Origin of the sequence: Solibacillus sp. FSL W8-0372 (genome assembly GCF_037969735.1) — a bacterium.
In the GTDB taxonomy this organism is placed as follows: Bacteria; Bacillota; Bacilli; order Bacillales_A; family Planococcaceae; genus Solibacillus; species Solibacillus faecavium.
The window spans coordinates 2,938,815-2,965,219 of record NZ_CP150204.1 but is presented as its reverse complement, the minus strand read 5'-3'; the positions used below and the strand labels follow the sequence as shown (position 1 = coordinate 2,965,219).

Here is a 26,405-nt window from a genome sequence, read left to right as displayed (position 1 = left end):
CGGAAAGCGTAACCGAAACGGAAAACAACGCAATAAAATCACAAAGGAAACTAGGGAGGAATTTATTATGGTACAAACAACAAACATTATTAAAGGTGGCGGCTTCTTAATCGAAGATGTGGATATTAATCGAGTAATTACGCCAGAAGATTTCACAGACGAGCAAAAAATGATTGCTCAAACAACTTCTGAATATGTAACAAACGAAGTATTACCAGTTGTTGAAAACTTAGAGCATCACGAATTCGACCACTCAGTACGTTTATTAAAAACAGCGGGCGAACTAGGTTTACTTGCAGCTGACGTACCAGAAGAATACGAAGGTCTTGGCTTAGACAAAATTTCTTCGGCATTAATCGCTGAAAAAATGTCTCCAGCAGGCGGGTTCTCAATTACTCACGGTGCACATGTTGGTATCGGTTCGTTACCAATCGTATTATTCGGTAACCATGAGCAAAAAACTCAGTATTTACCGAAGTTAGCTTCAGGAGAGTTAATTGCAGCATATGCATTAACAGAGCCAGGTTCAGGTTCTGACGCATTAGGTGCAAAAACAACTGCAAAATTAAATGAAGCAGGTACACACTATGTATTAAATGGTGAAAAACAATGGATTACAAATGCAGGCTTTGCAGATGTATTTGTTGTATACGCTAAAATCGATGGTGATAAATTTACAGCTTTCATCGTTGAACGTTCATACCCTGGAGTTTCTGTTGGTCCTGAAGAAAAGAAAATGGGGATTAAATCTTCTTCTACTCGTACGTTAATTTTAGAAGACGCGCAAGTACCGGTAGAAAACTTACTAGGTGAAGTAGGACGCGGTCATATTATCGCATTCAACATCTTAAATATTGGACGTTATAAATTAGGGGTAGGTACAGTAGGTGCATCTAAACGTGCATTTGAATTAGCAGTAGCTTATACAAACCAACGTCAACAATTCAAAACTAAATTATCAGATTTCAACTTAACAAAAGAAAAGATTGCATCAATGGCTTCTCACATTTATGCATCAGAATCTTTAAACTATCGTACAGTTGGTTACTTTGAAGATCGCTTGAACCAATTATCAGACGAAGAGCAAAAAGACGGTAAAGCAATAGCTGGAGCGATCGCTGAGTATGCTATTGAGTGCTCGATCGCAAAAGTATTCGGTTCTGAAACTTTGGATTACGTAGCAGACGAAGCAGTTCAATTACACGGTGGCTACGGATTTATGGCTGAGTACGAAGTAGAGCGTATTTACCGCGACTCTCGTATTAACCGTATTTTCGAAGGTACAAATGAAATTAACCGTATGATCGTGCCAGGCACATTCATGAAAAAAGCGCTAAAAGGTGAATTACCACTATTACAAGTAGCGCAGGAATTACAAAATGAACTACTAATGCTTATGCCGGAAGAAATCGGTAATGAAGCATTAGAGCAAGAAAAATATTTAGTGAAAAACGCGAAGAAAATCGCTGTACTTGCAGCTGGTGCTGCAGCACAACGTTTCGGTGCTAAATTAGATGCGGAGCAGGAAGTGCTTGTTAACATTGCTAATATTGCGAACCAATTATATGCAATGGAATCAGCAGTAATCCGTACACAAAAAGCAATTGAGCGTGACGGAGAAGAAAAAGCGGCACAAAAGATTCTTTACACACAAATTTTCTGCCAGGAAGCATTTGCAGAAATCGAAAAAGAAGCAAAAGAAACATTAATCGCTTCAGTTGAAGGTGATGATGCACGTATGATCTTATCGGCATTACGTAAATTAACGCGCAACAACCCTTATAACTTAATTCCGAAAAAACGTGAAGCAGCAGCGAAATTAATCGACGCTGAAAAATATGTAGTATAATAAATAGAATGAAATCGGATGCAGGGCCCGCATCCGATTTTTTTATGTTTTAGGTAAATGAATTTTCTAATTTAAATCGGAAGTTCTAATAAGAGTTGCACTTCTTCTAAAATATCTTTAAAAGTTTCAAATAAATGAATGATTTCTTCTAAAAAGCATTCAATATGTTCTAATATCATCACAAATCTTCTAATATAAAATTAATTAAGAATATAACCCCCGCAATGCAATTCCAATTTTGATTTGTTTTTCTATATCCGTTACAATAAGGGAAAATGAATGGTAAAGAGGAGTTCTTTTATGACAGTGAAATTTATCCAATACCCAAAATGTACTACATGCAAAAAAGCACAGAAATGGCTAGATGAAAATGGTATTCAATATGAAAATATTAACATCGTTGAAGAAACGCCTTCTAAAGAGCAACTTAAAGCGTATTATGAAGCTAGTGGGTTGCCTTTAAAGAAATTCTTTAATACTTCAGGTATGAAATATCGTGAGCTGGAACTAAAAGACAAATTGCCTTCGATGTCTGATGATGAGCAATTAGAGCTATTAGCTTCAGATGGTATGTTAATCAAGCGTCCAATAGTGACAGATGGCAAAAAATTAACATTAGGTTTTAAGGAGTCTGACTTCTCAGAATCGTGGAAATAAACCGGTATTCACGTTGTATTTCCGAACGAAATATGGCAAAATGAAGTTGAATGTACTACATAATAACTGGAGGTTTTTTAATGAGCACACCTAAAGAGTTACTTTATTCAAAAGAGCATGAGTGGGTTAAAGTTGAAGACGGCAAAGCAACAATCGGAATTACAGATTTTGCACAAGCTGAATTAGGGGACATCGTGTTTGTGGAGTTACCGGAAGTAGGCGATGAAGTTTCAAAGGATCAGCCATTCGGTAGTGTAGAATCTGTTAAAACTGTTTCGGAACTTTATGCTCCAATCTCAGGTAAAGTTGTTGCGATTAACGAAGAACTTTTAGACAACCCAGAATACGTAAATGAATCTCCTTACGGTACAGCTTGGATGATTACGGTTGAAGTAACGAACGACGAAGAAGTTAAAGAATTAATGGATGCAGATGCTTATACTGCATTAATTGAACAATAAATGTTTCAACACCAAAGCCTATTAGTTAAAGGTTTTGGTGTTTTTTTGCTATTGTATAGATAGCCGTAATTGATGAAAGGAAGCGTATCTCTATGGGAAAATGCATTGTAGTTGAAGGACGGGCCGATAAAATGAGGTTAATTCCTTTATTGGCTGAAGAAGTCACGATAATTTGTACTAATGGAACAATAAGTGAAGTCAATTTAATCGAATTACTAGAAGACTATGAGCATTATGAAATTGTGACAATGTTTGATGCAGACAAAAATGGTGAAAAGTTAAGAAAACTAATGAACCGGGCATTTCCTGAAGTAACTCAGCTAATTATACCTCGAGAATATGTAGAGGTAGAAAAGACTCCCAAACTAATTTTACGGAACTTATTAATACAAGCAAAATTTTTAATAAAAGAAGGATGACTTAAATATGGAACAATGGTCAAGAGAGCAGTGGGAACAAAATATACAACAATATGATCAAACCGCATTTTTCCTATACACCCCAATGTGCGGTACTTGTGAACTTTCGGAAAGAATGCTGAAAGTAGTTGAGAAATTACTACCAGATTTACCACTAGGTATGGCAAATATCAATTATATTGAGGGGTTGGCCAACGATTTGAAAATCGAAAGCGTACCTTGTTTAATTGTTTCTGACAATGGAAAAGTGTCAAAAAAGTTATATGCATTTAAATCCGTACCATTTTTGTATGAAATATTAAAAAAGTAATTGACGTCTTCTCTTTAGCATGATAAAGTAACAGACATAATAATAAAACTTAATAACGTTGCTCTTATAAAGAGAGGTGGAGGGAAGTGCCCTATGAAGCCCGGCAACCAGCATTTTATGCAAAGGTGCCAATTCACACAAAGTTTAAACTTTGAAAGATGAGAGAACGGTTTACCGTATAAATTTTTATGTGAAACCTTTCTACTTGTCGTGAGTAGGAAGGTTTTTTTGGTGTAATTTTATTTTCGAAGATGCGAAAAAAACACTAAAAACATTATATTGAAATTACAGGTAGGTTATTTCAAGAGAAGGGGTACGACGCATGATTGATATACAAAATATCACGAAAGTATATAACACAAAAAACGGTGAGCTTACAGCGGTAGACAATGTTAGCTTATCGATTGAAAAAGGAGAAATATACGGTATTATCGGCTACAGTGGTGCTGGTAAAAGTACAATGATCCGCCTATTAAATGGTCTGGAAAAACCTTCAACAGGTTCAGTTATTGTAGGTGGACAGGATATTTCTAAAGCATCAGGGGCAAAGTTAAGAGAAGCACGCCAAAAAATTAGTATGATATTTCAGCACTTTAATTTACTTTGGTCGCGCACAGTCGAAGAAAATATTGCATTTCCTCTTGAAATCGCTGGTGTTTCCAAATCTCAGCGTGCCAAACGAGTGGAAGAGCTGATTGAACTAGTAGGTCTAAAAGGAAGAGGAAAAGCCTATCCATCACAACTTTCAGGTGGTCAAAAACAACGTGTCGGCATAGCCCGCGCATTAGCGAACAACCCGGAAGTTCTTCTATGTGATGAAGCCACTTCAGCACTTGATCCAGAGACGACGGATTCTATTTTAGAGCTATTACTGGATATTAATAAAAAGATCGGCTTAACAATTGTACTGATTACACATGAAATGCATGTTATTCGCAAAATCTGTAACCGTGTGGCTGTTATGGAAGCAGGAAAAGTAGTGGAACAGGGAGATGTTCTGCAGGTCTTCCAACACCCACAAGCGCCGATTACCAAAAATTTCGTTTCGCAAGCTTCTGGAGAAACGCAGGAAATGCAGGCGTCACTAGAGCAAATTTTAGCCAATTACCCAGCAGGAAAAATTGCCAAATTAACATTTGCGGAGGCAACGACAGAACAGCCGGTAATATCTCAGATGATTAAGCAATTTGACATAGTCGTTAATATCGTTCACGGGAAAATATCCAATACAACAGCCGGTTCATTCGGTACGCTATTTATTCATATCGATGGTGAGCAACACGAAGTAGAGAAGGCATTAAACTTCTTAACAATGCAGGAAATTCAAACGGAGGTGATTGAGCATGCTTAATCAATTATTTCCGAACGTTGACTGGGGTAAAATGCTCGACGCAACATATGAAACTGTTTATATGACAGCTGTAGCGACGGTCATTACATTCATCCTCGGAATTCTAATAGGAATTGTATTGTTTTTAACAAGTGACAACCAGTTATGGGCAAATAAAGTCGTTCACTTTTTGACTGGGTCGCTCGTAAATATTTTCCGTTCGATTCCATTTATCGTATTAATTATTTTATTAATACCGTTTACAAAGTTTTTACTTGGAACGATTCGTGGTGCCAATGCAGCATTACCAGCACTTATTATCGGTGCGGCACCATTTTATGCACGCATGGTATTAATCGCACTAAGAGAAATTGATAAAGGTGTTATCGAAGCAGCCCGTTCAATGGGAGCTAAAACATCAACTATTATTTGGAAAGTGTTAATTCCGGAAAGCTTACCTGCATTAATTTCCGGTATAACAGTAACAGCAGTAGCATTAGTAGGCTATACAGCAATGGCTGGTATTATCGGTGCAGGCGGCTTAGGGAATTTAGCGTTCCTTGATGGATTCCAGCGTAATCGTACTGATGTCACGCTTATGGCGACAGTTTTAATTTTAGTTGTAGTATTTATCATTCAATATATTGGTGACTTTATTACAGTAAAAGTGGACAAACGATAGTTCGTGACTTACAGGTCATAATTATATAAGCCAAAGTTTTTTGAGCAATAATAAACGCAATCTTGAAAGAGTGCGCGTTTATACATTTAATTTACAGAATATAAAAATTGTTCGGTTAATAATGGCTAAAAATTACAAATAGAGAATAGGGGTAAAACAGATGAAAAAATTATTATCAGGCATTATTTTAGGAGCTTCAGTATTAGCATTAGCAGCATGTGGTGGAGATGAAGATACATTAAAAGTAGGCGCGTCAAATACGCCGCACGCGGTAATCTTAGAAAAAGTAAAACCAATTTTAGAGGAGCAAGGCATTGAGCTGGAGATTGCTACATACACAGATTATGTCCTTCCAAACCAAGATTTAGAAAACGGTGATATCGACGCTAACTACTTCCAACATATCCCTTATTTCGAAGCTCAAAAAGCAGATTTCGATTATGACTTTGCAAATGCAGGCGGTATTCACATCGAGCCAATCGGTGTTTACTCTAAAAAATACAAATCTTTAGAAGAGCTTCCTGAAGGGGCGACAATTTTACTGTCAAACTCTGTAGCAGACCATGGACGTATGCTTTCATTGCTTGAAACACAAGGTTTAATTACATTAGCAGATGGTATTGATAAAACAAAAGCAGAAACAAAAGACATTGTAGATAATCCGAAAAACTTTGTATTTGATGCAAACACTGCAGCAGAACTATTAGTGCAAATGTATGAAAATGAAGAAGGCGATGCAGTGTTAATTAACTCGAACTTCGCAATTGATAATGGAATTAACCCATTGGAAGATTCAATCGCAATCGAGTCAAGTGAATCACCATATGTAAACATTATTGCTGTGAATTCTGGTGAAGAGGATTCTAAAGAGATTAAAGCATTAGTAGAAGCATTACGTTCAAAAGAAATTCAAGACTTTATCCTTGAAGAATGGGGCGGCTCTGTAGTACCTGTTTCAGGTGAATAAAATACTTGGAGTTGCTTAATTAGGCAGTCATTGCAAAGAGATTAGCTGAGAGGATTCTCAACTAATCTCTTTTTTTATTGGAATCTTGTTAAACGTGAGTAAAATTTAGACACAAAATCTACAAATACTTTTTCAGATGGGGCGAGGTCACGGGTCGATGGTGCAATTATGCCGACTGTCCGTCTTATGGATGGGATTGCAATAGGTACTTTTACTGTCATACGAGGTGTGGAATCGTATAAAGAGCTTTCTGGTAAAAGCGTAACACCAATTCCAGCTGCTACAAGTCCTTTTAAAGCATCCATATCTTCTCCTTCAGAAGTAATTGTTGGCATAAAACCTACAGAGCGACAAGCGTCGACTGCTACTTTATTTAATATATATCCTTCTGGGAAAAGAACAAATTGATCACTTCGTAAATCGACTAAATTAATTTTATCCCTTTTAGCCAATGGATGTGTTGCGGGTAGTAATGCATGAATACTTTCGCTAAATAAAACCGTCGTATTGATTGATTCGTCTTTAGGGGGTAAAGGGCCGAGTAACGCTAAATTAAGTTCCCGATTTTTAACGGCTTCGATTAAATATTTATAAGAACCTTGGCGTAAATGGAAAGCGATATCCGGATATTCTTTTTTGAATGCGGAAATGACTGATGGTAATACATAGCTTGCTAGACTAGTTGGAAAACCAACTTTAATCACCCCTTTTGCCGGGTCTAGGTATTCTTCCACTTGTTTAGCAGCAAAGTCAATGGCCTTTAGTGCAGTAATGCTGTGTTCCAAAAAAGTTTTACCAATCGGTGTCAGTTTGACGTTACGTCCAATACGCTCGAAAAGTGCCGCTCCAAGCTCTTCTTCCAAATTGGCAATTTGCCTGCTGATTGCAGACTGGGCAACATGTAGATGCTCTGCTGCCTCTGAAATATGTTCTCGTTCTGCTACCTCGACAAAGTAACGTAATTGTCTTAATTCCACTAATCCCACCCCATTCATCTAAAAAATAGATTGTTTATATCCAAACTATATATTGTTTATATTATTTCGAAAACTTTAAAATGTAAATACGTTATTGAAAGAATGAGGGGGAATTAATATGAGTTTTCACCAGTTGCCAGGAGCACAAGGTTTATATAATCCACAGTTTGAACATGACGCGTGTGGTATCGGAATGTACGCTAACATAAAAGGGAAACCATCACATACGATTGTAAAAAAAGGTTTAGAAATGTTATGTCGTTTAGAACACCGTGCTGGACGTGGCGGGGACGGTAAGACAGGCGACGGAGCAGGGTTAATGGTACAAATTCCACACGACTTCTTTAAATTAAATTGTCCGGAAATTAATTTACCTGAAAAAGGAGCTTACGGTGTAGGGCAAATTTTCTTTACGAACGATGAAATCGAACGTAAGAAAATTGAACAAAAAATGAACGAATTAATTCAGCAAGAAGGCCAGGAACTTATCGGCTGGCGAACTGCTCCCATCAATAAAGAAAATTTAAGTGAAATTGCAAAATCTACTGCACCGGTTGTTCGACAAGTATTTATAAAAGCTCATTCACAAAATCAGCAAATATTTGAACGGAAATTATATGTTATTCGTAAACAATTGGAACATTGGGCGGTAGAGCAAGGCTTTGAGCTTTATATCCCTAGTCTTTCAAGTCAGACAATGGTTTTTAAAGGTTTACTAGCTCCAGAGGAAGTAAGCGAATTTTATATTGACTTACAAAATGAAAGCTTTGTTTCTGCTTTAGCGCTTGTCCATTCTCGATATTCGACTAATACATTCCCATCATGGAAACGCGCGCACCCTAATCGTTACATCATTCATAATGGTGAGATTAACACATTGCGTGGGAATATTAACTGGATGCGAGCACGTGAGCAACAATTTGTATCACAGGTTTTTGGAGAGGATCTACAGAAGCTGTTACCAATTATCGATGCAACAGGTTCAGATTCTTCCATGCTTGATAATGCATTCGAATTTTTAGTATTAGCAGGACGTTCACCGGCAGAGGCAGCAATGATGATGATTCCTGAGCCGTGGACGGAAAATCCACGCATTGAAGAAAATCGTAAAGCATTTTATCAATATCATTCCAGCTTAATGGAACCTTGGGATGGTCCGACAGCCATTTGTTTCACAGATGGTAAACAAATTGGAGCGATATTAGATCGAAATGGCTTACGTCCAGGAAGACTATATGTAACAAAAGATGATCATGTTATTTTCTCTTCTGAAACTGGGGTTGTGGATTATGCAGAAGAAGATATTTTATATAAAGACCGTTTAAGCCCTGGACGTATGTTGTTAATCGACTTAGAGCAGGGGAAAATCATTTCGGATGAAGAACTGAAGTCTCAAATGGCAGCAGCGAAACCGTATGCTGCATGGTTAAAAGAAAACATGATAGAGCTTAAAGCGAAAGATGAAAAAATTGTTGAATTAAATGACATCACTTTACGTCAAAAGATTCATGGATATACTTTTGAAGATGTTCAAAAATATATTGTACCGCTTGCTAAAGAAGGAAAAGATCCGCTTGGTTCGATGGGGAATGATTCACCGCTAGCTGTATTATCAGATCGACCACAATCATTATTCAACTATTTTAAACAGCTCTTTGCACAAGTTACCAATCCGCCAATCGATTCCATTCGAGAGCATGTAGTAACTTCTACGATGACTCTATTAGGTGCGGAAGGAGATTTATTGCATCCGAACGAACAAAATGCAAAGCGTATTTTCCTAGAAACACCAGTGCTATCGACTGCAGAGTACGAGCTGCTTTTAAACAATGAAGAAGAAGCATTTAAAGTAGCTGAAATATCGCTTAAATTTACGGAAAATTTAGAAAGCGAGCTCAATCGTATAAAAACAGAAGCAGAAGCGGCAATTTTCGGTGGGCGAACAATTATTGTGTTATCGGATTATGTGGAAGATGCGAAACAATTAACAATACCAGTATTGTTAGCAGCTAGTACTATCCACCAATATTTGATTCGCATCGGGCTTCGAACAAAAGCAAGTATTGTAGTAAATAGTGCGGAAGTTCGTGAAGTGCATCATTTTGCAGCATTGATTGGATTCGGTGTTGATGCGATCCATCCATATTTAGCTTATGCAACAATTGAAGAAGCCATTGAAAATGAACACTTAACAATTCCGTTTGAAAAAGCAATGCAGAAGTTCCGAAAAGGCGCGGCAGAAGGTGTCGTAAAAGTAATGTCCAAAATGGGTATCTCAACGGTGCAATCATATCGCGGTGCTCAAATTTTTGAAGCAGTAGGAATCTCAAAAGCTGTAATTGATGAATATTTCACAGGAACTGCTTCCCAAATCGATGGTATTGATTTAGCAACAATTGGTGAAGAGGCTAAACGCCGTCATGAAGCAGCACTGCAATCGATGACAGATCAGCTGCAATCAGGTTCTGATTTCCAATGGCGAGCAGATGGTGAACATCATGCGTTTAATCCAAAAACAATTCATACGCTGCAATGGGCAACAAGAAAAAATGATTACGGTCTATATCGTATGTATGCAGAAATGGCTAATGAAGAGCGAATCGGGTTTTTACGTAACTTATTTGACTTCAAAAAAGCAGAACGTCGACTTCCGATTGAAGAAGTGGAATCTGTTGATTCGATAGTTAAAAGGTTCAAATCGGGTGCGATGTCATATGGTTCACTATCAAAAGAGGCACATGAAACGTTAGCGATTGCGATGAATCGTTTAGGGGCACGCTCGAATTCTGGAGAAGGTGGAGAGGATCCAGCGCGTTACAAACTAGATGCAAATGGCGATAACCGTCGTTCAAGCATTAAACAAATTGCATCGGGACGATTTGGAGTCAAATCACATTACTTAGTAAACGCTGATGAATTGCAGATTAAAATGGCGCAAGGTGCAAAACCAGGAGAAGGCGGTCAGTTGCCTGGTAATAAAGTTTATCCTTGGGTAGCAGAAGTACGCGGATCGACTCCAGGGGTAGGGTTAATTTCTCCACCACCTCACCATGATATTTATTCAATTGAAGATATGGCAGAGCTTATTCACGATCTGAAAAACGCTAACCGCTACGCTAGAATCTCAGTGAAGCTTGTAGCAAAAGCAGGCGTTGGTACAATAGCGGCCGGTGTGGCAAAGGGTGCAGCGGACGTTATTGTAATTTCAGGCTATGACGGAGGAACAGGTGCTTCGCCAAAAACTTCGATTAAACATACAGGTTTGCCGTGGGAGCTAGGTCTGGCTGAAGCACATCAGACATTAATGCTAAACGGATTAAGAGATCGTGTAACGTTAGAAACAGATGGGAAGCTAATGACAGGTAAGGATGTCATAATGGCGGCATTGCTTGGGGCAGAGGAATATGGCTTTGCAACAGCACCATTAATCGTATTAGGCTGTGTTATGATGCGTGCTTGCCATTTGGATACTTGTCCAGTAGGAGTAGCAACACAAAATCCGGAACTACGTGCTAAATTTATGGGGAATGCAGATCATGTTGTAAACTATATGCGCTTTGTAGCAGAGGAAATGCGTGAATACATGAGTATTTTAGGCTTCCGAACTGTAGAAGAAATGGTTGGACGTACTGATGTTCTTCAAATTTCTGAACGTACGGCAAATCATTGGAAAGCAAGTCAATTGGATTTATCCGCATTGTTGCATCAAATGCAAGGTACGCGTACAAAGCAGCAACAACAAAATCATCAAATTGAAGAAAGCTTTGATATGCGCGAATTATTACCAAAGGTCACAAAGGCAATTGAAGAAAAAGAGCGCATAGAATTAAGTTATCCAATTAAAAATACAGACCGAGTAATGGGTACAATTGTCGGTAGTGAAATATCAAGAAAATATGGTGAAGCTGGGCTGCCTTTAAACACTATTAATTTAACATTTACAGGGCATGCTGGCCAAAGTTTCGGTGCCTTTACTCCACGTGGTATGGCAATGAGAGTAGTAGGGGATGTCAACGACTACTTTGGGAAAGGTCTATCGGGAGGTAAAGTAGTAGCAATTGCTCCAATTAAAGGGGAACAAGAGAAAAACGTCATTGCAGGGAATGTTTGCTTATACGGTGCAACAAGCGGGCAGGCATTCATTAACGGGCAAGCAGGGCATCGCTTCGGTGTTCGTAACTCCGGTGCACAGATCGTGGTTGAAGGAATAGGCGACCATGGCTGTGAGTATATGACTGGCGGCAAGATTATCGTATTGGGTGATGTAGGCCAAAACTTTGGTGCTGGGATGTCAGGAGGTATAGGCTACATTTTGCCGAGTGACGAGGAGAAATTTAAAGCGCAGTGCAATATGGAAATGATTCAATTCGAAAAACTTTCGGATGCTACTGAAATCGAATCGGTTCGTCAACTCATTATTCAGCATTTAGAGGAGACAGACAGCTCTTATGCACTTGATGTTTTAGCGAAGTGGGAGCAATTCTTTCCTCTATTTGTAAAAGTTGTGCCAGTGGATTATAAAGAAATGCTGGAAAAAATCGATGAGTATAAGTTAAATGGATTAACATATGACAATGCCGCAATGCAAGCCTTTGTGGAAGTAACAGGAAGTCAAAAAAAGCTTGTGAGTTCGAAATAACAGGAGGGTTCTAGCATGGGGAAAGCAACTGGATTTATGGAATTTAAGCGTGAAAAAGTACAGGAACAAGCACCACTAGAGCGCATCTCGAGTTGGAGCGAATATGCAAGCAAACTACCAGATGAAAAGCTTCAAACTCAAGGGGCTCGTTGTATGGATTGTGGTACGCCATTTTGCCATATGGGAATTGAAATTCGAGGTACGGCTGCAGGGTGTCCGATTTTTAATGTCATCCCGGAGTGGAATGATTTAGTTTATAAAGGGCAATGGAGAGAAGCACTGGATCGTCTTCATATGACGAATAACTTCCCGGAATTTACAGGGCGGGTTTGCCCTGCTCCATGTGAAGGGTCGTGTACATTAGCCATTACAGACCCTGCCGTTGCGATTAAATCAATAGAGCGCACTATTATTGATAAAGGTTTTGAGAATGGCTGGATTACACCGCGTATTCCAAAGGTACGTTCTGATTTTAAAGTGGCAATTGTTGGATCAGGCCCCGCTGGCTTGGCTGCAGCAGATCAGCTTAATCAGCTAGGGCATTCTGTAACGGTATTTGAACGTTCGGATCGCTTCGGTGGACTTTTAATGTACGGTATTCCAAACATGAAACTTGAAAAAGAAGTAATTGAGCGCCGTATTGACTTGTTGGCATCGGAAGGCATTTGCTTCGTAGCAAATACAGAAGTTGGGAAAGATATTACGAAAGAGCAATTACAGGCCGACTATGATGCTGTAATTTTATGTACAGGTGCACAAAAGCAGCGTTCGCTTCATATGGAAGGCAGCGATGCTGGTAACATCCACTTAGCAATGGATTATTTAACAGATGTAACGAAAAGTTTATTGGATTCAAATTTTGCGGATAATAAAGCACTGAATGTAGAAGGTAAGGACGTTATCGTTATCGGTGGCGGAGATACAGGTGCAGACTGTGTAGCAACTGCATTGCGCCAAAATTGCCGCTCAGTTTACCAATTCGGGAAACATCCTCAACAGGCGAAAGTTCGTACAGATGATACAATGTGGCCGAAAGACCCTAATATTTACACGTTGGACTATGCATACGCAGAAGCAGACGCCAAATTTGGTCGTGACCCACGTGAATATTGCATTCAAACAACAAAAATTGTTAAAGATGCAGCTGGAAATGTAAAAGAACTCCATACAATTCAAATGGAGAAGATTTTAGGAGAAGATGGTTTCCATTACTTTAAAGAGCTGCCGGGAACAGAGAAAGTGTGGCCGGCACAGCATGTATTTGTAGCAATAGGTTTTGAAGGGGCAGAAAAGGAAACGCCAGAACATTTCGGTGTGGAATTTACGAATAACCGGATTCGCGCATCCATTAAAGATTACGAAACGAATCTACCGGGAGTATTTGCTGCCGGTGATGCCCGCCGTGGTCAAAGTCTTGTTGTTTGGGCGATTAAAGAAGGACGCGGTGTTGCTGCAAGTGTTGATTATTATTTAAATGAATTAGTAGTAACAAGTTAATATAATTATATCAACACCATTTTCTTTTAAGAGAATGGTGTTTTAATTTATTAAATAAAGGGTATGGTAGCGCCCGGTAATAAGTGAAATTGATTCTCAATTAGTGTTTAGCTATTGAAAAAATATAAAGCATAATTATTACTGTTTAAATAGTAGAAACAAACTGCACTAAAGCGTTTTAATAGATTGATAAGTATTTTTTAATTAAAATCATTCTAAACTATTTGCAACACACATTCATTTCGGGTAAGATTGGTTATGAACTTAATTTAGCATACAAAAAGTATGCAAATGAATATTTGGAGGTAATTTAATGGCAACTTTAGAAATTAAAGATCTTCACGTTGAAATCGACGGAAAAGAGATTTTAAAAGGTGTAAACTTAACAATCAACACAAACGAAATCCATGCAATCATGGGTCCGAACGGTACAGGTAAATCTACATTAGCTTCAGCAATTATGGGGCACCCAAAATATGAAGTAACTTCAGGTGAAATCATCCTTGATGGCGAAAACGTATTGGAAATGGAAGTTGATGAGCGCGCACAAGCAGGTTTATTCCTTGCTATGCAATATCCTTCAGAAATTCCTGGTGTAACAAATGCGGACTTCTTACGTTCAGCAATTAACGCGCGTCGTGAAGAAGGACAAGAAATTTCATTAATGAAATTCATCCGTGAATTAGATAAAACAATGGAATTTTTAGAAATGCCGGAAGAAATGTCACAACGTTATTTAAACGAAGGCTTCTCTGGCGGTGAGAAAAAACGTAACGAAATTCTGCAAATGATGATGATCAAACCAACATTCGGTATTTTAGATGAAATCGATTCTGGTTTAGATATCGATGCATTAAAAGTAGTTTCAAAAGGTATTAACGAAATGCGCGGCGAAGGTTTCGGCTGCTTAATGATCACTCACTATCAACGTTTATTAAACTACATCACACCTGACCATGTTCACGTAATGATGCAAGGTAAAGTCGTGAAATCTGGTGGTGCTGAATTAGCTCAACGTTTAGAAGCAGAAGGTTATGAGTGGATTAAAGCAGAACTAGGTATTCAAGATACTGAAGCAGTAACAGAAGAAGCATAATTAAGGAGGACGACAAAGATGACGGTTGAAACAAAATTAGCGTTATCAGTAGAAGAAGTACGCTCGTTCTCGCAAAATAACGCTGAACCAGCAGCATTTACTGATTTCCGTGTAAATGCAATGGAAAAAGCTGCTGAGCTTGACTTACCAAAACCAGACAGAACGAATATTAAAAAGTGGAACTTCATTGATTTCGCAAACCATACAGTAGAAAGCGCACCATTCACTTCATTGGAAGAACTGCCTGCAGAAGTGAAGTCAGTCGTAGATACTGAAACACAAGAAAATTTATATATCCAACGCAACAATACGCCAGCGTTTGTAAAATTATCGGAAGAACTAAAAAACAAAGGTGTTATTTTCACAGATATTCAAACAGCAATCCGTGACCATAAAGATTTAGTAGAAAAATACTTTATGACAACTGCTGTAAAAGTGGACGAGCACAAACTAACTGCCTACCATGCAGCACTAGTTAACGGTGGTATTTTCGTATATGTTCCACGTAATGTTGTAATCGAAGAACCGCTTCAAGTTGTATTTTTAAATGACAATGCAGAAACATCATTATTTAACCACGTATTAATAGTGGCAGAAGAATCTTCAGCTGTAACTTATGTTGAAACTTATATTTCTACATTTGATGAAGCACATGGTCAAGTAAACGTTGTAACGGAAGTAATCGCAAAAGATAATGCACAAGTTACATTCGGTGCAGTAGATAACTTGGCACATGGTTATACTGCTTATGTAAATCGCCGTGGACATGCACTGCGCGATGCAAAAATTGACTGGGCATTAGGTTTAATGACGAACTCAGACACAATTTATGAAAATACAACAAATTTAATTGGTGATAACTCTACTTCAGATTTCAAAATGGTAACTGTAGGTAGCGGAGATCAAAAACTTAACTTTACAACTTTAATCCGTCAATGGGGTAAAAATTCCGATGGTCAAATTTTAAAACACGGTGTAATGAAAGATAAGGCACAATCAATATTTAACGGTATTGGTCACATCATGCATGGTGGTACGAAAGCAAATGCAGAGCAGGAATCTCGTGTATTAATGCTTTCTGAAGGAGCACGCGGTGATGCAAACCCGATTCTTTTAATCGATGAAGACGATGTAACAGCAGGACACGCAGCATCTGTTGGACGTGTTGACCCAACGCAACTTTACTACCTAATGAGCCGCGGTATTTCTAAACAAGAAGCAGAGCGCCTTGTAATTCATGGATTCCTTGCGCCAGTTGTTGCTCAATTGCCAATCGAAGGCGTTAAAAAACAGCTGACGGAGGTTATCGAAAGGAAAGTTCGATAATGATACCAAAAGAAATAAAAAGTTATTTTCCGATATTAAACCAGGAAGTTAATGGACATCCATTAGTTTATTTAGACAGTGCGGCTACATCTCAAAAGCCAATTCAAGTAATTGAAGCAGTGTCGAATTATTATAACTTGGATAATTCGAATGTTCACCGTGGTGTGCATACACTTGGAAACCGTGCAACAGATTCTTATGAAGGTGCACGTGAAAAAGTTCGTAAGTTCATTAATGCCAGTTCAACACAGGAAGTTATTTTTACGCGTGGTACTACTACAGCCCTTAATACAGTTGCCTCAGGTTATGGTCGTCAAAATGTTAAAGAAGGTGATGAAATTGTCATTACGTACATGGAACACCATTCAAACATTATTCCATGGCAACAGCTAGCAAAAGAAAAAGGGGCCGTATTAAAATATCTTAACCTTGAACCAGACGGTACAATTTCACTGGAAAAAGTACGTGAAATCATTACACCAAAAACAAAAATTGTTTCAATGATGTATGTTTCAAACGTATTAGGTACGATTAACCCGATTAAAGAGATTGCACGTATTGCACATGAAAATGGTGCTATTATGGTAGCTGATTTAGCACAGGCAGCACCGCATTTAAAGATAGATGTACAAGATTTAGATGTGGACTTTGCAGGTTTTTCAGGTCATAAAATGTGTGCTCCTACTGGAATTGGGGTACTATATGGAAAAAAAGCGCTTCTTGAAGAAATGGAACCAGTAGAGTTTGGTGGCGAAATGATTGATTTCGTAGGTTTAGAAGAATCGACTTGGAAAGAGTTACCGTGGAAATTCGAAGGTGGTACACCGATTATTGCAGGAGCAATTGGTCTGGGTGCTGCAATCGACTTCTTGGAAGAAATTGGTTTAGACAACATCGCAGCACACGAACATAAATTAGCAGGCTATGCGATGGATCAATTAGATACAATTGATGGTCTACAGATTTTTGGTCCACGTGACCCGATGAAACGTTGCGGACTTGTTACATTTAATCTTGACGATGTCCATCCTCATGATGTGGCGACAGTGCTTGATATGAGTGGTATTGCAGTTCGAGCGGGACATCATTGCGCCCAACCTTTAATGAAATGGCTTCAAGTATCAGCAACAGCACGAGCAAGCTTCTACATGTACAATGATGAAGAAGATGTTGATCGTTTAGTTGCAGGATTGCGCTCAGCGAAGGAGTATTTTGGCGATGTCTTTTAATAATTTAGATCAACTATATCGTTCCGTAATTATGGATCACTATAAAAACCCTCGTAACAAAGGGGCACTTGAAGAAAACAGTGTGACAATCGATATGAATAACCCAACTTGCGGTGACCGTATCCATTTAACACTGAAGCTAAACGATGGTATCGTAGAAGATGCGAAGTTTGATGGAGAAGGATGTTCAATCTCTATGTCTTCAGCATCAATGATGACACAAATCGTAAAAGGCAAAAAGTTAGATGAAGCTTTAGAATTAGCAGACATTTTCTCGAAAATGATGCTTGGCGAAGACTTCGATGATGAAAAATATGATCTTGGGGATGTGGAAGCACTACAAGGTGTTGCTAAATTCCCGGCACGTATTAAATGCGCTACATTAGCTTGGAAAGCGATGGAAAAAGGCGTAAATAACGAAAATAAATAATTTAAGTAGGCTAAAGTGCTTGTACAGCATTTTAGCACTTCTCATATTTATCCAGGTCAAAGCGCTAGCTGTTGTTCGGACGTTTCGATTCCTTCCTGCGTGTGCGAGCACACTTGTCAGGACTCTCCAACGTCCGTCACAGCTAAACGAGCGCTTGGACACTTTTAGTTAATGAACGGAGGAGACAACATGGCTAAAAAAATGCCTGAAATCGGCGATTACAAGTATGGCTTCCATGATAAGGACGTATCAATTTTCCGTTCTGAACGTGGACTTACAGCAGATATCGTTCGTGAAATCTCAAGTATGAAGGAAGAGCCACAGTGGATGCTTGACTACCGCTTAAAAGCTCTCGAAAAATTTTATGAAATGCCAATGCCTCAATGGGGCGGTGACCTAGCGTCATTAAACTTCGATGAAATTACGTATTACGTAAAACCATCTGAAGCAACAGAACGTTCTTGGGATGAAGTACCTGAAGAAATCAAAGCAACATTTGATAAATTAGGTATCCCGGAAGCTGAACAAAAATATCTTGCAGGTGTATCTGCTCAGTATGAATCTGAAGTAGTTTACCATAACATGAAGCAAGACCTTACAGATATGGGGATTATCTTCAAAGATACAGACTCAGCGTTAAAAGAAAACGAAGAAATCTTCAAAAAACACTGGGGTACAGTAATCCCTTATACAGATAACAAATTCGCAGCATTAAACTCTGCAGTTTGGTCTGGTGGTTCATTTATTTATATGCCTAAAGGCGTTAAATTAGATACACCACTACAAGCATACTTCCGTATTAACTCTGAAAACATGGGTCAATTCGAACGTACGCTAATCATCGTAGACGAAGATGCATCTGTACACTACGTAGAAGGTTGTACAGCGCCTGTTTACACAACAAACTCTCTACACTCGGCTGTAGTAGAAATCATCGTTAAAAAGAACGCTTACTGCCGTTATACAACGATTCAAAACTGGGCAAACAACGTATATAACCTTGTTACAAAACGTACAGTTGTTGAAGAGAACGGTACGATGGAATGGATCGACGGTAACATCGGTTCTAAATTAACAATGAAATACCCTGCTTGTATCCTTAAAGGTGAAGGCGCACGTGGTATGACACTTTCAATTGCTATTGCAGGTAAAGGTCAACATCAACACGCTGGAGCTAAAATGATTCACTTGGCACCAAACACATCTTCAACAATCGTATCTAAATCGATTGCTAAGCAAGGTGGTAAAGTAACTTATTTAGGCCAAGTTAGATTCGGTAAAAACGCAACAGGTGCTCGTTCAAACATCGAGTGTGACACGTTGATTATGGATAACCAATCAACTTCTGATACAATTCCATACAACGAAATCTTAAATGATAACGTATCTTTAGAGCACGAAGCGAAAGTTTCTAAAGTATCTGAAGAACAATTATTCTACCTAATGAGCCGTGGTATTTCTGAAGAAGAAGCGACAGAAATGATCGTAATGGGCTTCATCGAGCCATTCACAAAAGAATTACCAATGGAATATGCAGTAGAAATGAACCGCCTAATCAAGTTCGAAATGGAAGGTTCTATCGGATAATACAATGTAAGCATTTGCCTCCTAACCAATTGGGGGCAAATGCTTTTTTTTGGAATTTAGATAGAGAAATTCATTGAATTAGTAATAAAAATCGAAATCGCATTACTAAAAGCAAAATTGTGTTGAATTCGTGAAGAAAAAAAGTGCTTTTACGAGAATTTATTAATTAAATACTTGGCTGCCGTTTACAATAATTGTATTAGATGGAATAATGGAAATGTAGATTATATATAAAAGGAGCGAGCTATAATGGAAAACTTATTCTGGCCAATTACTTTAGGGGTACCTGCTGTAGTGTTAGTCGTAGCAGTAGCTGTTATATTTTGGGCATTAGGACAAAAAAAGAACAACAAACTTTGGAAAAACGAAGAGCACGAAGGTATAATCAAATAATTTAAAAATGCTTCAAACGGATAATACTTATCGTTTGAAGCATTTTTCTATTTGAGGTTGGAAATAAAGTTTTCAATTTCTTCCTGGGTTTTACGATCTTTGCTCACAAAACGCCCAAGTTCAATTCCATTTTCATAAGCTAAAAAACTAGGAATCCCGATAATACCTAAATCGATGCATAGATCTAAAAACTTATCGCGGTCAACTTTAACGAATTTGTAATTTGAAAACTTTTCAACTACTTCCGGCATAAACGGATCAATAAAACGACAATCGCCACACCAGTCAGCTGTAAATTCAAAAACGACGGCCGAGCTACTTTTAAATTGCTCAAATTCCTCGATTGATTGTAAAATATGCATAAACTGAACCTCCCTTTTCTACTATTATGGTAGGAATTAAATCATTTTGCAATGTATCAATATATATGATCAATATGTTGTACAATACAATAAATTAAAGAGGTGAATTGAAATGATTTCAATTGGCTTAACTGGTTGGGGCGATCACCCAGATGTCTATAGTAAAGTGACGGCAGCAAAAGATAAATTATTTGATTATAGTGGGCATTTTCCGGTTGTAGAGTTGGACACCTCCTTTTATGCAATACCGTCAGTAGAGAATGTAGAAAAATGGTGCAAAGATACACCTGATAATTTTAAATTCGTTATTAAGGCATATCAAGGGATGACAGGTCATCTACGGGACGAATTACCGTTCGAAACGAGAAATGATATGTTTAATGCATTTAGAAAATGTGCCGATACATTTAAAAGGCATGGAAAGCTGGCGATGGTGCTTGTACAGTTTCCACCATGGTTTGACTGTCAAAGAAAAAATGTACAATATATTCGCTATATAAAACAACAACTAATAGATTATCCAATTGCGATTGAGTTTCGCAATCAAACTTGGTTTAGTCCCCAAACGAAAGAAAAGACACTTCAATTTTTAAAAGAACATCAATTTATCCATACTGTTTGTGATGAACCGCAAGCGGGAAGTGGTTCAGTACCTTTTGTACCTGTTGCTACAGACAATAAAGTGCTTCTTAGAATACATGGTCGAAATGTACATGGCTGGCGTAATATTGGGCACGGGGAAAATTGGAGAAAAGTTCGATTTTTGTATGATTACAATGAGGAAGAATTGCAGAAACTTGCGGAAGACATAAAAGATTTAGAGGCACAGTCAGAGCATGTTTATGTTTTATTTAATAATAATTCCGGTGGACATGCAGCAAAAAATGCAAAACGGATGCAACAAATCTTACAGATTGAATTTGGTGGTCTTGCACCAAAACAGCTAGGATTTTTTGAAGATTAAAAGAGAGCGGGGGAGCAAAAATGCGAGAAATAATTCATTTTTTTCATACGAATGATTTGCATAGTCATTTTACGTATTGGAAGCGCAGTCAATCGTTTATACAGATGCAACGCAAAATGCTGTCCGATCGAGGGGAAACAAGCTTTTTAGTGGACTTAGGCGATCATCTAGACCGTTCTAATTTGTATACAGAAGCAACATTGGGTAAAGGCAATATTAAAATGCTGAATGAGGCGCAATACGATGTTGTAACAATAGGGAATAATGAAGGAATCACGCTTCCTTACAATGTCCTTTATCATTTATACGATGATGCTGAATTTGAAGTAGTGGTCGGCAATCTTTACTCGCAATTTGAAGAGAATCCAAGGTGGATGAAGCCTTATACTATTTTAACAACAAGGTATGGCACAAAAATTGCAGTAATTGCGGCGACAGCTCAGTTTGACCTATTTTATAAGGAACTTGGTTGGGAAGTGACAACACCTCGTGCAGAGCTTATAAAATTGGCTTTTAAATTAAAAAAACAAGCAGATATCATTATCTGTATGTCCCATTTAGGAATTACAGAAGATGAGTTGTTAGCACAGGAATGTCCGATTATTGATGTAATCTTTGGCTCGCATACACATCATGTATTTGAACAGGGGAGCCTAGAAAATAATGTCCTTTTAACAGGGGGCGGTAAATTTGGTCAATATACGGGGCAGTTAGAGATAGAGTATGACCATGCCACACGGACATTAACCGAAAAGAAGGATCGCCTGTATGAAAATGCTCTTTTACCTGAAGTTGAAAATGAAGGGGAATGGTTAATCCAATTGCAAAAGGAAGCCAAGCTCCTACTGGATAAACCTGTATTTACATTAACAAAATCGTATAATAAAGAATGGTTTCACCGCTCTCAATTATCCGATTTATTTGCAGAATGTATGTACGATTATACAGGAGCAGATTGTGTCATGTTTAATGCAGGAATTTTCGTTGACAAATTGCGAAAAGGACTAATTTCTACATATGATATTCACAAAATTCTGCCTCATCCGATAAATATATGTGTCATTCAAATAACTGGTAGTGAATTAAAAGAAATATTCCTTCAATCTGAAAATGAAGAGTGGTCTCGCCTTGAATTAAAAGGACTAGGCTTTAGAGGAATTATCTTCGGGAAAATATTGAATTATGGCATTGAAATTACGAAGCAACGAGAATTGTTCATTAATGGTCATCTCATGGAACCTGATAAGGTATATCGATTAGCTACGTTGGATTTATTTACGTTTGGCTATTTTTTTCCTAGTTTTAAATATGCGAAGAAGGAATATTACTTACCGGATTTTATAAGAGATGTATTTAAAAACTACTGTATGAAGAAATTTCAGTGAAAATTTATATATTTCTCCCCCATTAAACGTGAATATGAAATGTACGTAATTTTAGATTGGAGAAATTAAACAAATGCGATTAATATCGATTAATGTTTTGAGAGAAGGTATGGTAGTAGGGAGGACTATATGGAATGAAGCCGGACATCCACTCCTCCATAAAGATGTAACTGTAACAAAAGGGATTGTTGAAAGGCTACGACAACTTAATGTTCAATACTTATATATAGATGACAGCCTTTCAAAAGGAATAGAAATAGAGGAAACAGTTGAACCGAAGAAGCGTATTGAAGCAGTAAAAAATATGACAAAAGCATTTGAACATGTAAAACAGGCCAAACCAAATCAGGCCTCGTTTGTACTCGATCAGCAATCTAAAGTAATCGGCTTAATAGTAGATGATATTATGAATTCTATTATCAATACTGATGATGTATTAATGGTGCTGACAGATGCCTATTTATATGATGAATACATTTATCAGCACTCCTTTCAAGTAGCAATGTATTCGATAGCCATTGCAAAAGAGATGGGTTACACTTATGAAGATATTCGATTGATTGGAATTGGGGCACTTTTGCATGATGTTGGGAAATTGCTTATTCCTATTGAGATACTATTAAAGCCAGGTAAATTAACGGATAGTGAGTATGAAGAGATAAAGCGTCACGCTCAATATGGATTTGACATATTGCGTAACCTGCACAGTCTGTCTTTACTTGTAGCGCATTGTGCGTTTCAACATCATGAGCGAATTGATGGGAGTGGCTATCCACGAGGGATAGTGGACCATGAAATTCATCCATTTGCGAAGATAATAGCAGTTGCAGACGTATTTGATGCATTGACATCTAATCGAGTGTATCGAAACAAAATGCTGCCGACAGAAGCAATTGCCATCATCGTTAAAGATGATGGGATAAAATTTGATACAAAGGTAGTGGAGGCTTTTAAAAGAAGCATAATTCATTATTCGAACGGAACCATTGTATTGCTGACAGATGGACGACGTGGAATTGTATCAAAGCAAAACTTAATCGACGTAACCCGTCCGTGGATTCGGGTTTTCGAAGAAGATGATAAGTTGTTGGGTGCTACATATGAAATATGCTTGAGTGATTACCCGGAAATCTACATAAAAAATATTGAAACAGAATTTGCTGTATATGTTGAATAAAAAATCCTCCTTCTCATATTTTAAGAGAAGGAGGATTTATTTGCGTTTTCGTAAAAGAAAGTGGAGGTCAAATTCAAAACCAAAGTCAAAGTCATATGGCAGAAAAAAAGGTAGAATGCATAACATTGTTACGATAGTTGTCGTAAGTATTGTTGGAATGGTTTGTATTAGTATATATGTATTAAATGAAAGATTAATGCCGACATATTTGCAATATGCCGAAGTACAGACATATAAAGTTGCCTCGTATGTCGTAAGTAAAGCGATCAATTCAAGAACGTCAAGTGTTCTCGATGTGAATGATATTATTGTAGATTTACCGACTCAATCAACAGATATGATTACGACAAAATTTAATACGGAAATTATTAACCAAGTGCGCGCAGAAACAACGGCATTAGTAAAGGAATATTTAGAGCAAGCAGAAAATGGGGATTTATCGCATTTGCCGAATTTGGAAAATGTCGAATATGATGTGGGGAAGATGGAGGCTGGAGACGGAATTGTATTTTTTGTGCCATTAGGGCAGGCTCTTAATGTTCCTATAATTGGGAATCTAGGACCAAAAATACCTATACGTTTTCACATTATTGGGAATGTACATAGCAATGTTGAAAACACTGTTAGTGAATTTGGAATAAATAATGCTATTGTAGAAGTGAATTTATTTATTGAAGTAAACGTTCAGATAATTGTCCCATTTGCAAGTAAATCTGCATCCGTAGAGCAGAAAATCCCAGTTGCCATCGGTTTAGTACGAGGAACCGTTCCTCATATTTACAGCGCGGGTGAAGGTGCACAACCTTCTATAGAAGTACCTATCCCTTACGATTAACCCTAATTTTGAAAAGTTGCAATTATAAGAATAGTGTGTTGTTGGAAAGTATTTAATATGGTAATCTGACATCATAACAACGTAGTAGTTGAGTGAGGGGAGTAAGTGAAATGACATCTTGTAAACCAACTAATCTGAAGGAAGAACATGTACGTAAGCCGGAATGGTTAAAAATTAAGCTGAATACGAATGATGAGTATAAGGCATTAAAAAAGTTAATGCGGGACAACAATTTGCATACTGTATGTGAAGAAGCACGCTGTCCGAATATTCATGAGTGCTGGGGTGAGCGCCGTACAGCTACAATGATGATTCTTGGCTCTGTATGTACACGTGCCTGTCGCTTCTGTGCAGTTAAAACCGGATTACCAAATGAATTAGATTTGGCAGAACCAGAGCGCGTAGCAGATTCAGTTGCATTAATGAACTTAAAACACGTAGTAATTACCATGGTAGCCCGGGATGATTTAAAAGATGGCGGTGCTGAAGTTTTGGCGGAAACGGTTCGCGCGATTCGTCATAAAAGTCCATTAACTTCAGTGGAAGTGCTGCCTTCTGATTTAGGTGGTCGAGAAGAAAGTCTACGCTTACTTATGGATGCAAAACCTGATATTTTAAATCACAATATTGAAACGGTACGTAGCTTAACACCACGTGTACGTGCGAAGGCAACCTATGATCGGTCATTGGAATTTTTACGTAAAGCAAAAGAGATGCAGCCAAATATACCGACAAAGTCATCATTAATGATCGGCTTAGGGGAAACGATTGAAGAAATTTATGAAGTAATGGATGACCTGCGTGCAAACAACGTAGATATTATGACGATTGGGCAATATTTACAGCCGACAAAAAAACATTTGCCTGTAAAGAAGTATTACTCTCCAATCGAATTTGGCAAGCTACGTAAAATTGCCATGGAAAAAGGCTTCAGTCATTGTGAAGCAGGTCCGTTAGTCCGCAGTAGCTACCATGCAGACGAGCAAGTAAATGCTGCTGCAAACCATAAAGTAGAGATCTGATGAGTTTGCTGTCTTTTTGAAATTTTATAGTGAATATTGCTTTCATGGTCAATATTCATTAACATGGAAATAAGATAGGTGGTGTCTAGTTTGATTATTGCGGAAGGTTATACTTATGAATTGATTGAAAATGTGCGGGAAGGGTTTCAGGAAGAAGCATTTCTGACGCGTTATTCAGATATTTTAACGAAATATGATTATATTGTTGGTGACTGGGGTTATGGGCAGTTACGTTTAAAAGGTTTTTTTGATGATAAAAATCAAAAATCAACATTTGACACAAAAATCAGCACAATCCAAGATTATTTATACGAATATTGTAATTTCGGCTGTGCATATTTTATTGTTCAAAAAACCGGTCGCGCAACAGAAGTGAAAAAAGAGCAAGAAACAGAACCAATTGTAGATGAAAAGCTTGCGGAAGTAACTGAATAAATGAAAAACGAGGAGACGTTTTAATACGTTTCCTCGTTTTTTTTAGCTTAATAGCTCACGTAAATATTCACGCAAATCTTCAGTATCAGCTTCAGTACGGTTATAAACATGCTCTAAATAACCTGGTTCCTCTACATCATCAGCTCCGATAATAGCAAATCTTCCAAACTGAATATCTAGCACGAGAACCTTCCCAAAAAAGCGACTGCTTTGTAAAATCGCTAAATCATAACGTTGCGATTTACCGGCAAAACTAACAAAGCGCGTTTTTGTGTCTTCTACATCATCATATAAGAAAAATCGTTCCATTTTGTTTTGAACCCCTTCCATCTCTAAAGAATATGGTACTATATAAGGGAAAACACTATCAACTTTT

The 26,405-nt window shown here is 37.9% G+C and carries 25 protein-coding genes and 1 riboswitch; of the genes, 22 read left to right on the top strand and 3 right to left on the bottom strand.

Going from position 1 to position 26,405, the window contains the following annotated elements:
* The first annotated feature begins 67 nt into the window (after positions 1-67).
* The 8 genes from MKY13_RS15245 to MKY13_RS15210 all read left to right on the top strand — a co-directional run bounded on the left by MKY13_RS15245 (position 68) and on the right by MKY13_RS15210 (position 6,675).
* Positions 68-1,849 (top strand): acyl-CoA dehydrogenase family protein, encoded by a 1,782-nt coding sequence (locus MKY13_RS15245; protein ID WP_339213622.1) that lies wholly within the window; start codon positions 68-70, stop codon positions 1,847-1,849.
* A 300-nt stretch (positions 1,850-2,149) separates the two neighbouring features.
* The gene (locus MKY13_RS15240; RefSeq protein ID WP_191699824.1) at positions 2,150-2,506 is read left to right on the top strand and encodes an arsenate reductase family protein; all 357 of its coding nucleotides are present in this window, start codon (positions 2,150-2,152) and stop codon (positions 2,504-2,506) included.
* Positions 2,507-2,586: 80 nt separating this feature from the next.
* Positions 2,587-2,967, top strand: a complete 381-nt coding sequence (gcvH, locus tag MKY13_RS15235; protein WP_191699825.1) for a glycine cleavage system protein GcvH — start codon at positions 2,587-2,589, stop codon at positions 2,965-2,967.
* A gap of 92 nt (positions 2,968-3,059) precedes the next feature.
* Positions 3,060-3,386 carry a toprim domain-containing protein gene (locus tag MKY13_RS15230; protein ID WP_339213620.1) on the top strand — a complete coding sequence of 109 codons (327 nt, stop codon included), beginning with the start codon at positions 3,060-3,062 and terminating at the stop codon, positions 3,384-3,386.
* Positions 3,387-3,393: 7 nt separating this feature from the next.
* The gene (locus MKY13_RS15225) at positions 3,394-3,696 is read left to right on the top strand and encodes a thioredoxin family protein (RefSeq protein WP_339213618.1); all 303 of its coding nucleotides are present in this window, start codon (positions 3,394-3,396) and stop codon (positions 3,694-3,696) included.
* Between the two features lie 61 nt (positions 3,697-3,757).
* Positions 3,758-3,861: riboswitch (SAM riboswitch) on the top strand.
* Positions 3,862-4,018: 157 nt separating this feature from the next.
* Positions 4,019-5,047 (top strand): methionine ABC transporter ATP-binding protein, encoded by a 1,029-nt coding sequence (locus tag MKY13_RS15220; protein ID WP_191699828.1) that lies wholly within the window; start codon positions 4,019-4,021, stop codon positions 5,045-5,047.
* On the top strand, positions 5,040-5,708 hold the full coding sequence (locus tag MKY13_RS15215; protein WP_191699829.1) for a methionine ABC transporter permease: 669 nt from the start codon (positions 5,040-5,042) through the stop codon (positions 5,706-5,708). The genes MKY13_RS15220 and MKY13_RS15215 overlap by 8 nt, the downstream gene beginning before the upstream one ends.
* A 160-nt stretch (positions 5,709-5,868) precedes the next feature.
* The gene (locus MKY13_RS15210) at positions 5,869-6,675 is read left to right on the top strand and encodes a MetQ/NlpA family ABC transporter substrate-binding protein (protein WP_339213615.1); all 807 of its coding nucleotides are present in this window, start codon (positions 5,869-5,871) and stop codon (positions 6,673-6,675) included.
* A 74-nt stretch (positions 6,676-6,749) separates the two neighbouring features.
* On the opposite strand, the gene MKY13_RS15205 is transcribed toward MKY13_RS15210, so the two are convergent.
* Positions 6,750-7,652, bottom strand: coding sequence for a LysR family transcriptional regulator (locus MKY13_RS15205; RefSeq protein ID WP_191699831.1), 903 nt, complete (start codon positions 7,650-7,652; stop codon positions 6,750-6,752).
* 118 nt (positions 7,653-7,770) lie between these two features.
* On the opposite strand from MKY13_RS15205, the gene gltB reads away from it, so the two are divergent.
* The 8 genes from gltB to MKY13_RS15165 all read left to right on the top strand — a co-directional run bounded on the left by gltB (position 7,771) and on the right by MKY13_RS15165 (position 19,849).
* On the top strand, positions 7,771-12,291 hold the full coding sequence (gene gltB, locus MKY13_RS15200) for a glutamate synthase large subunit (RefSeq protein ID WP_339213612.1): 4,521 nt from the start codon (positions 7,771-7,773) through the stop codon (positions 12,289-12,291).
* A 15-nt stretch (positions 12,292-12,306) separates the two neighbouring features.
* Entirely contained in the window at positions 12,307-13,788 is a 1,482-nt protein-coding gene (gene gltD / locus MKY13_RS15195) for a glutamate synthase small subunit (protein WP_339213610.1), read from the top strand.
* Positions 13,789-14,101: 313 nt separating this feature from the next.
* Positions 14,102-14,884: a Fe-S cluster assembly ATPase SufC gene (gene sufC, locus MKY13_RS15190; RefSeq protein WP_191699834.1), complete on the top strand. Its 783-nt coding sequence runs from the start codon at positions 14,102-14,104 to the stop codon at positions 14,882-14,884.
* Positions 14,885-14,902: 18 nt separating this feature from the next.
* Positions 14,903-16,210 (top strand): Fe-S cluster assembly protein SufD, encoded by a 1,308-nt coding sequence (gene sufD / locus MKY13_RS15185; protein WP_339213607.1) that lies wholly within the window; start codon positions 14,903-14,905, stop codon positions 16,208-16,210.
* The gene (locus tag MKY13_RS15180) at positions 16,210-17,439 is read left to right on the top strand and encodes a cysteine desulfurase (RefSeq protein ID WP_191699836.1); all 1,230 of its coding nucleotides are present in this window, start codon (positions 16,210-16,212) and stop codon (positions 17,437-17,439) included. Before sufD ends, MKY13_RS15180 begins: the two co-directional genes overlap by 1 nt.
* Positions 17,429-17,869 (top strand): Fe-S cluster assembly sulfur transfer protein SufU, encoded by a 441-nt coding sequence (sufU, locus tag MKY13_RS15175; protein WP_191699837.1) that lies wholly within the window; start codon positions 17,429-17,431, stop codon positions 17,867-17,869. Before MKY13_RS15180 ends, sufU begins: the two co-directional genes overlap by 11 nt.
* Positions 17,870-18,058: 189 nt before the next feature.
* A complete protein-coding gene (sufB, locus tag MKY13_RS15170) occupies positions 18,059-19,456 on the top strand; it encodes a Fe-S cluster assembly protein SufB (protein WP_191699838.1) in 1,398 nt (465 codons plus the stop codon).
* Between the two features lie 249 nt (positions 19,457-19,705).
* Complete coding sequence (locus MKY13_RS15165; RefSeq protein WP_191699839.1) at positions 19,706-19,849, top strand: hypothetical protein; 144 nt, start codon at positions 19,706-19,708, stop codon at positions 19,847-19,849.
* A gap of 47 nt (positions 19,850-19,896) precedes the next feature.
* On the opposite strand, the gene MKY13_RS15160 is transcribed toward MKY13_RS15165, so the two are convergent.
* The gene (locus MKY13_RS15160) at positions 19,897-20,211 is read right to left on the bottom strand and encodes a thioredoxin family protein (protein ID WP_339213603.1); all 315 of its coding nucleotides are present in this window, start codon (positions 20,209-20,211) and stop codon (positions 19,897-19,899) included.
* 112 nt (positions 20,212-20,323) lie between these two features.
* On the opposite strand from MKY13_RS15160, the gene MKY13_RS15155 reads away from it, so the two are divergent.
* From MKY13_RS15155 to MKY13_RS15130, 6 genes are all read left to right on the top strand, one after another.
* On the top strand, positions 20,324-21,175 hold the full coding sequence (locus tag MKY13_RS15155) for a DUF72 domain-containing protein (protein WP_339213601.1): 852 nt from the start codon (positions 20,324-20,326) through the stop codon (positions 21,173-21,175).
* 20 nt (positions 21,176-21,195) lie between these two features.
* The gene (locus MKY13_RS15150; RefSeq protein WP_339213599.1) at positions 21,196-22,560 is read left to right on the top strand and encodes a bifunctional UDP-sugar hydrolase/5'-nucleotidase; all 1,365 of its coding nucleotides are present in this window, start codon (positions 21,196-21,198) and stop codon (positions 22,558-22,560) included.
* 73 nt (positions 22,561-22,633) lie between these two features.
* On the top strand, positions 22,634-23,737 hold the full coding sequence (locus tag MKY13_RS15145) for an HD-GYP domain-containing protein (protein WP_339213597.1): 1,104 nt from the start codon (positions 22,634-22,636) through the stop codon (positions 23,735-23,737).
* 115 nt (positions 23,738-23,852) lie between these two features.
* A complete protein-coding gene (gene yunB / locus MKY13_RS15140; RefSeq protein WP_191699895.1) occupies positions 23,853-24,572 on the top strand; it encodes a sporulation protein YunB in 720 nt (239 codons plus the stop codon).
* A 110-nt stretch (positions 24,573-24,682) separates the two neighbouring features.
* Positions 24,683-25,594, top strand: a complete 912-nt coding sequence (gene lipA, locus MKY13_RS15135; RefSeq protein WP_339213594.1) for a lipoyl synthase — start codon at positions 24,683-24,685, stop codon at positions 25,592-25,594.
* 90 nt (positions 25,595-25,684) lie between these two features.
* Positions 25,685-26,029: a YutD family protein gene (locus tag MKY13_RS15130; protein ID WP_339213592.1), complete on the top strand. Its 345-nt coding sequence runs from the start codon at positions 25,685-25,687 to the stop codon at positions 26,027-26,029.
* A 42-nt stretch (positions 26,030-26,071) separates the two neighbouring features.
* Here the strand turns inward: MKY13_RS15130 and MKY13_RS15125 are convergent, their stop codons facing one another.
* The gene (locus MKY13_RS15125; RefSeq protein ID WP_191699846.1) at positions 26,072-26,338 is read right to left on the bottom strand and encodes a DUF3055 domain-containing protein; all 267 of its coding nucleotides are present in this window, start codon (positions 26,336-26,338) and stop codon (positions 26,072-26,074) included.
* Between the last annotated feature and the right edge of the window lie 67 nt (positions 26,339-26,405).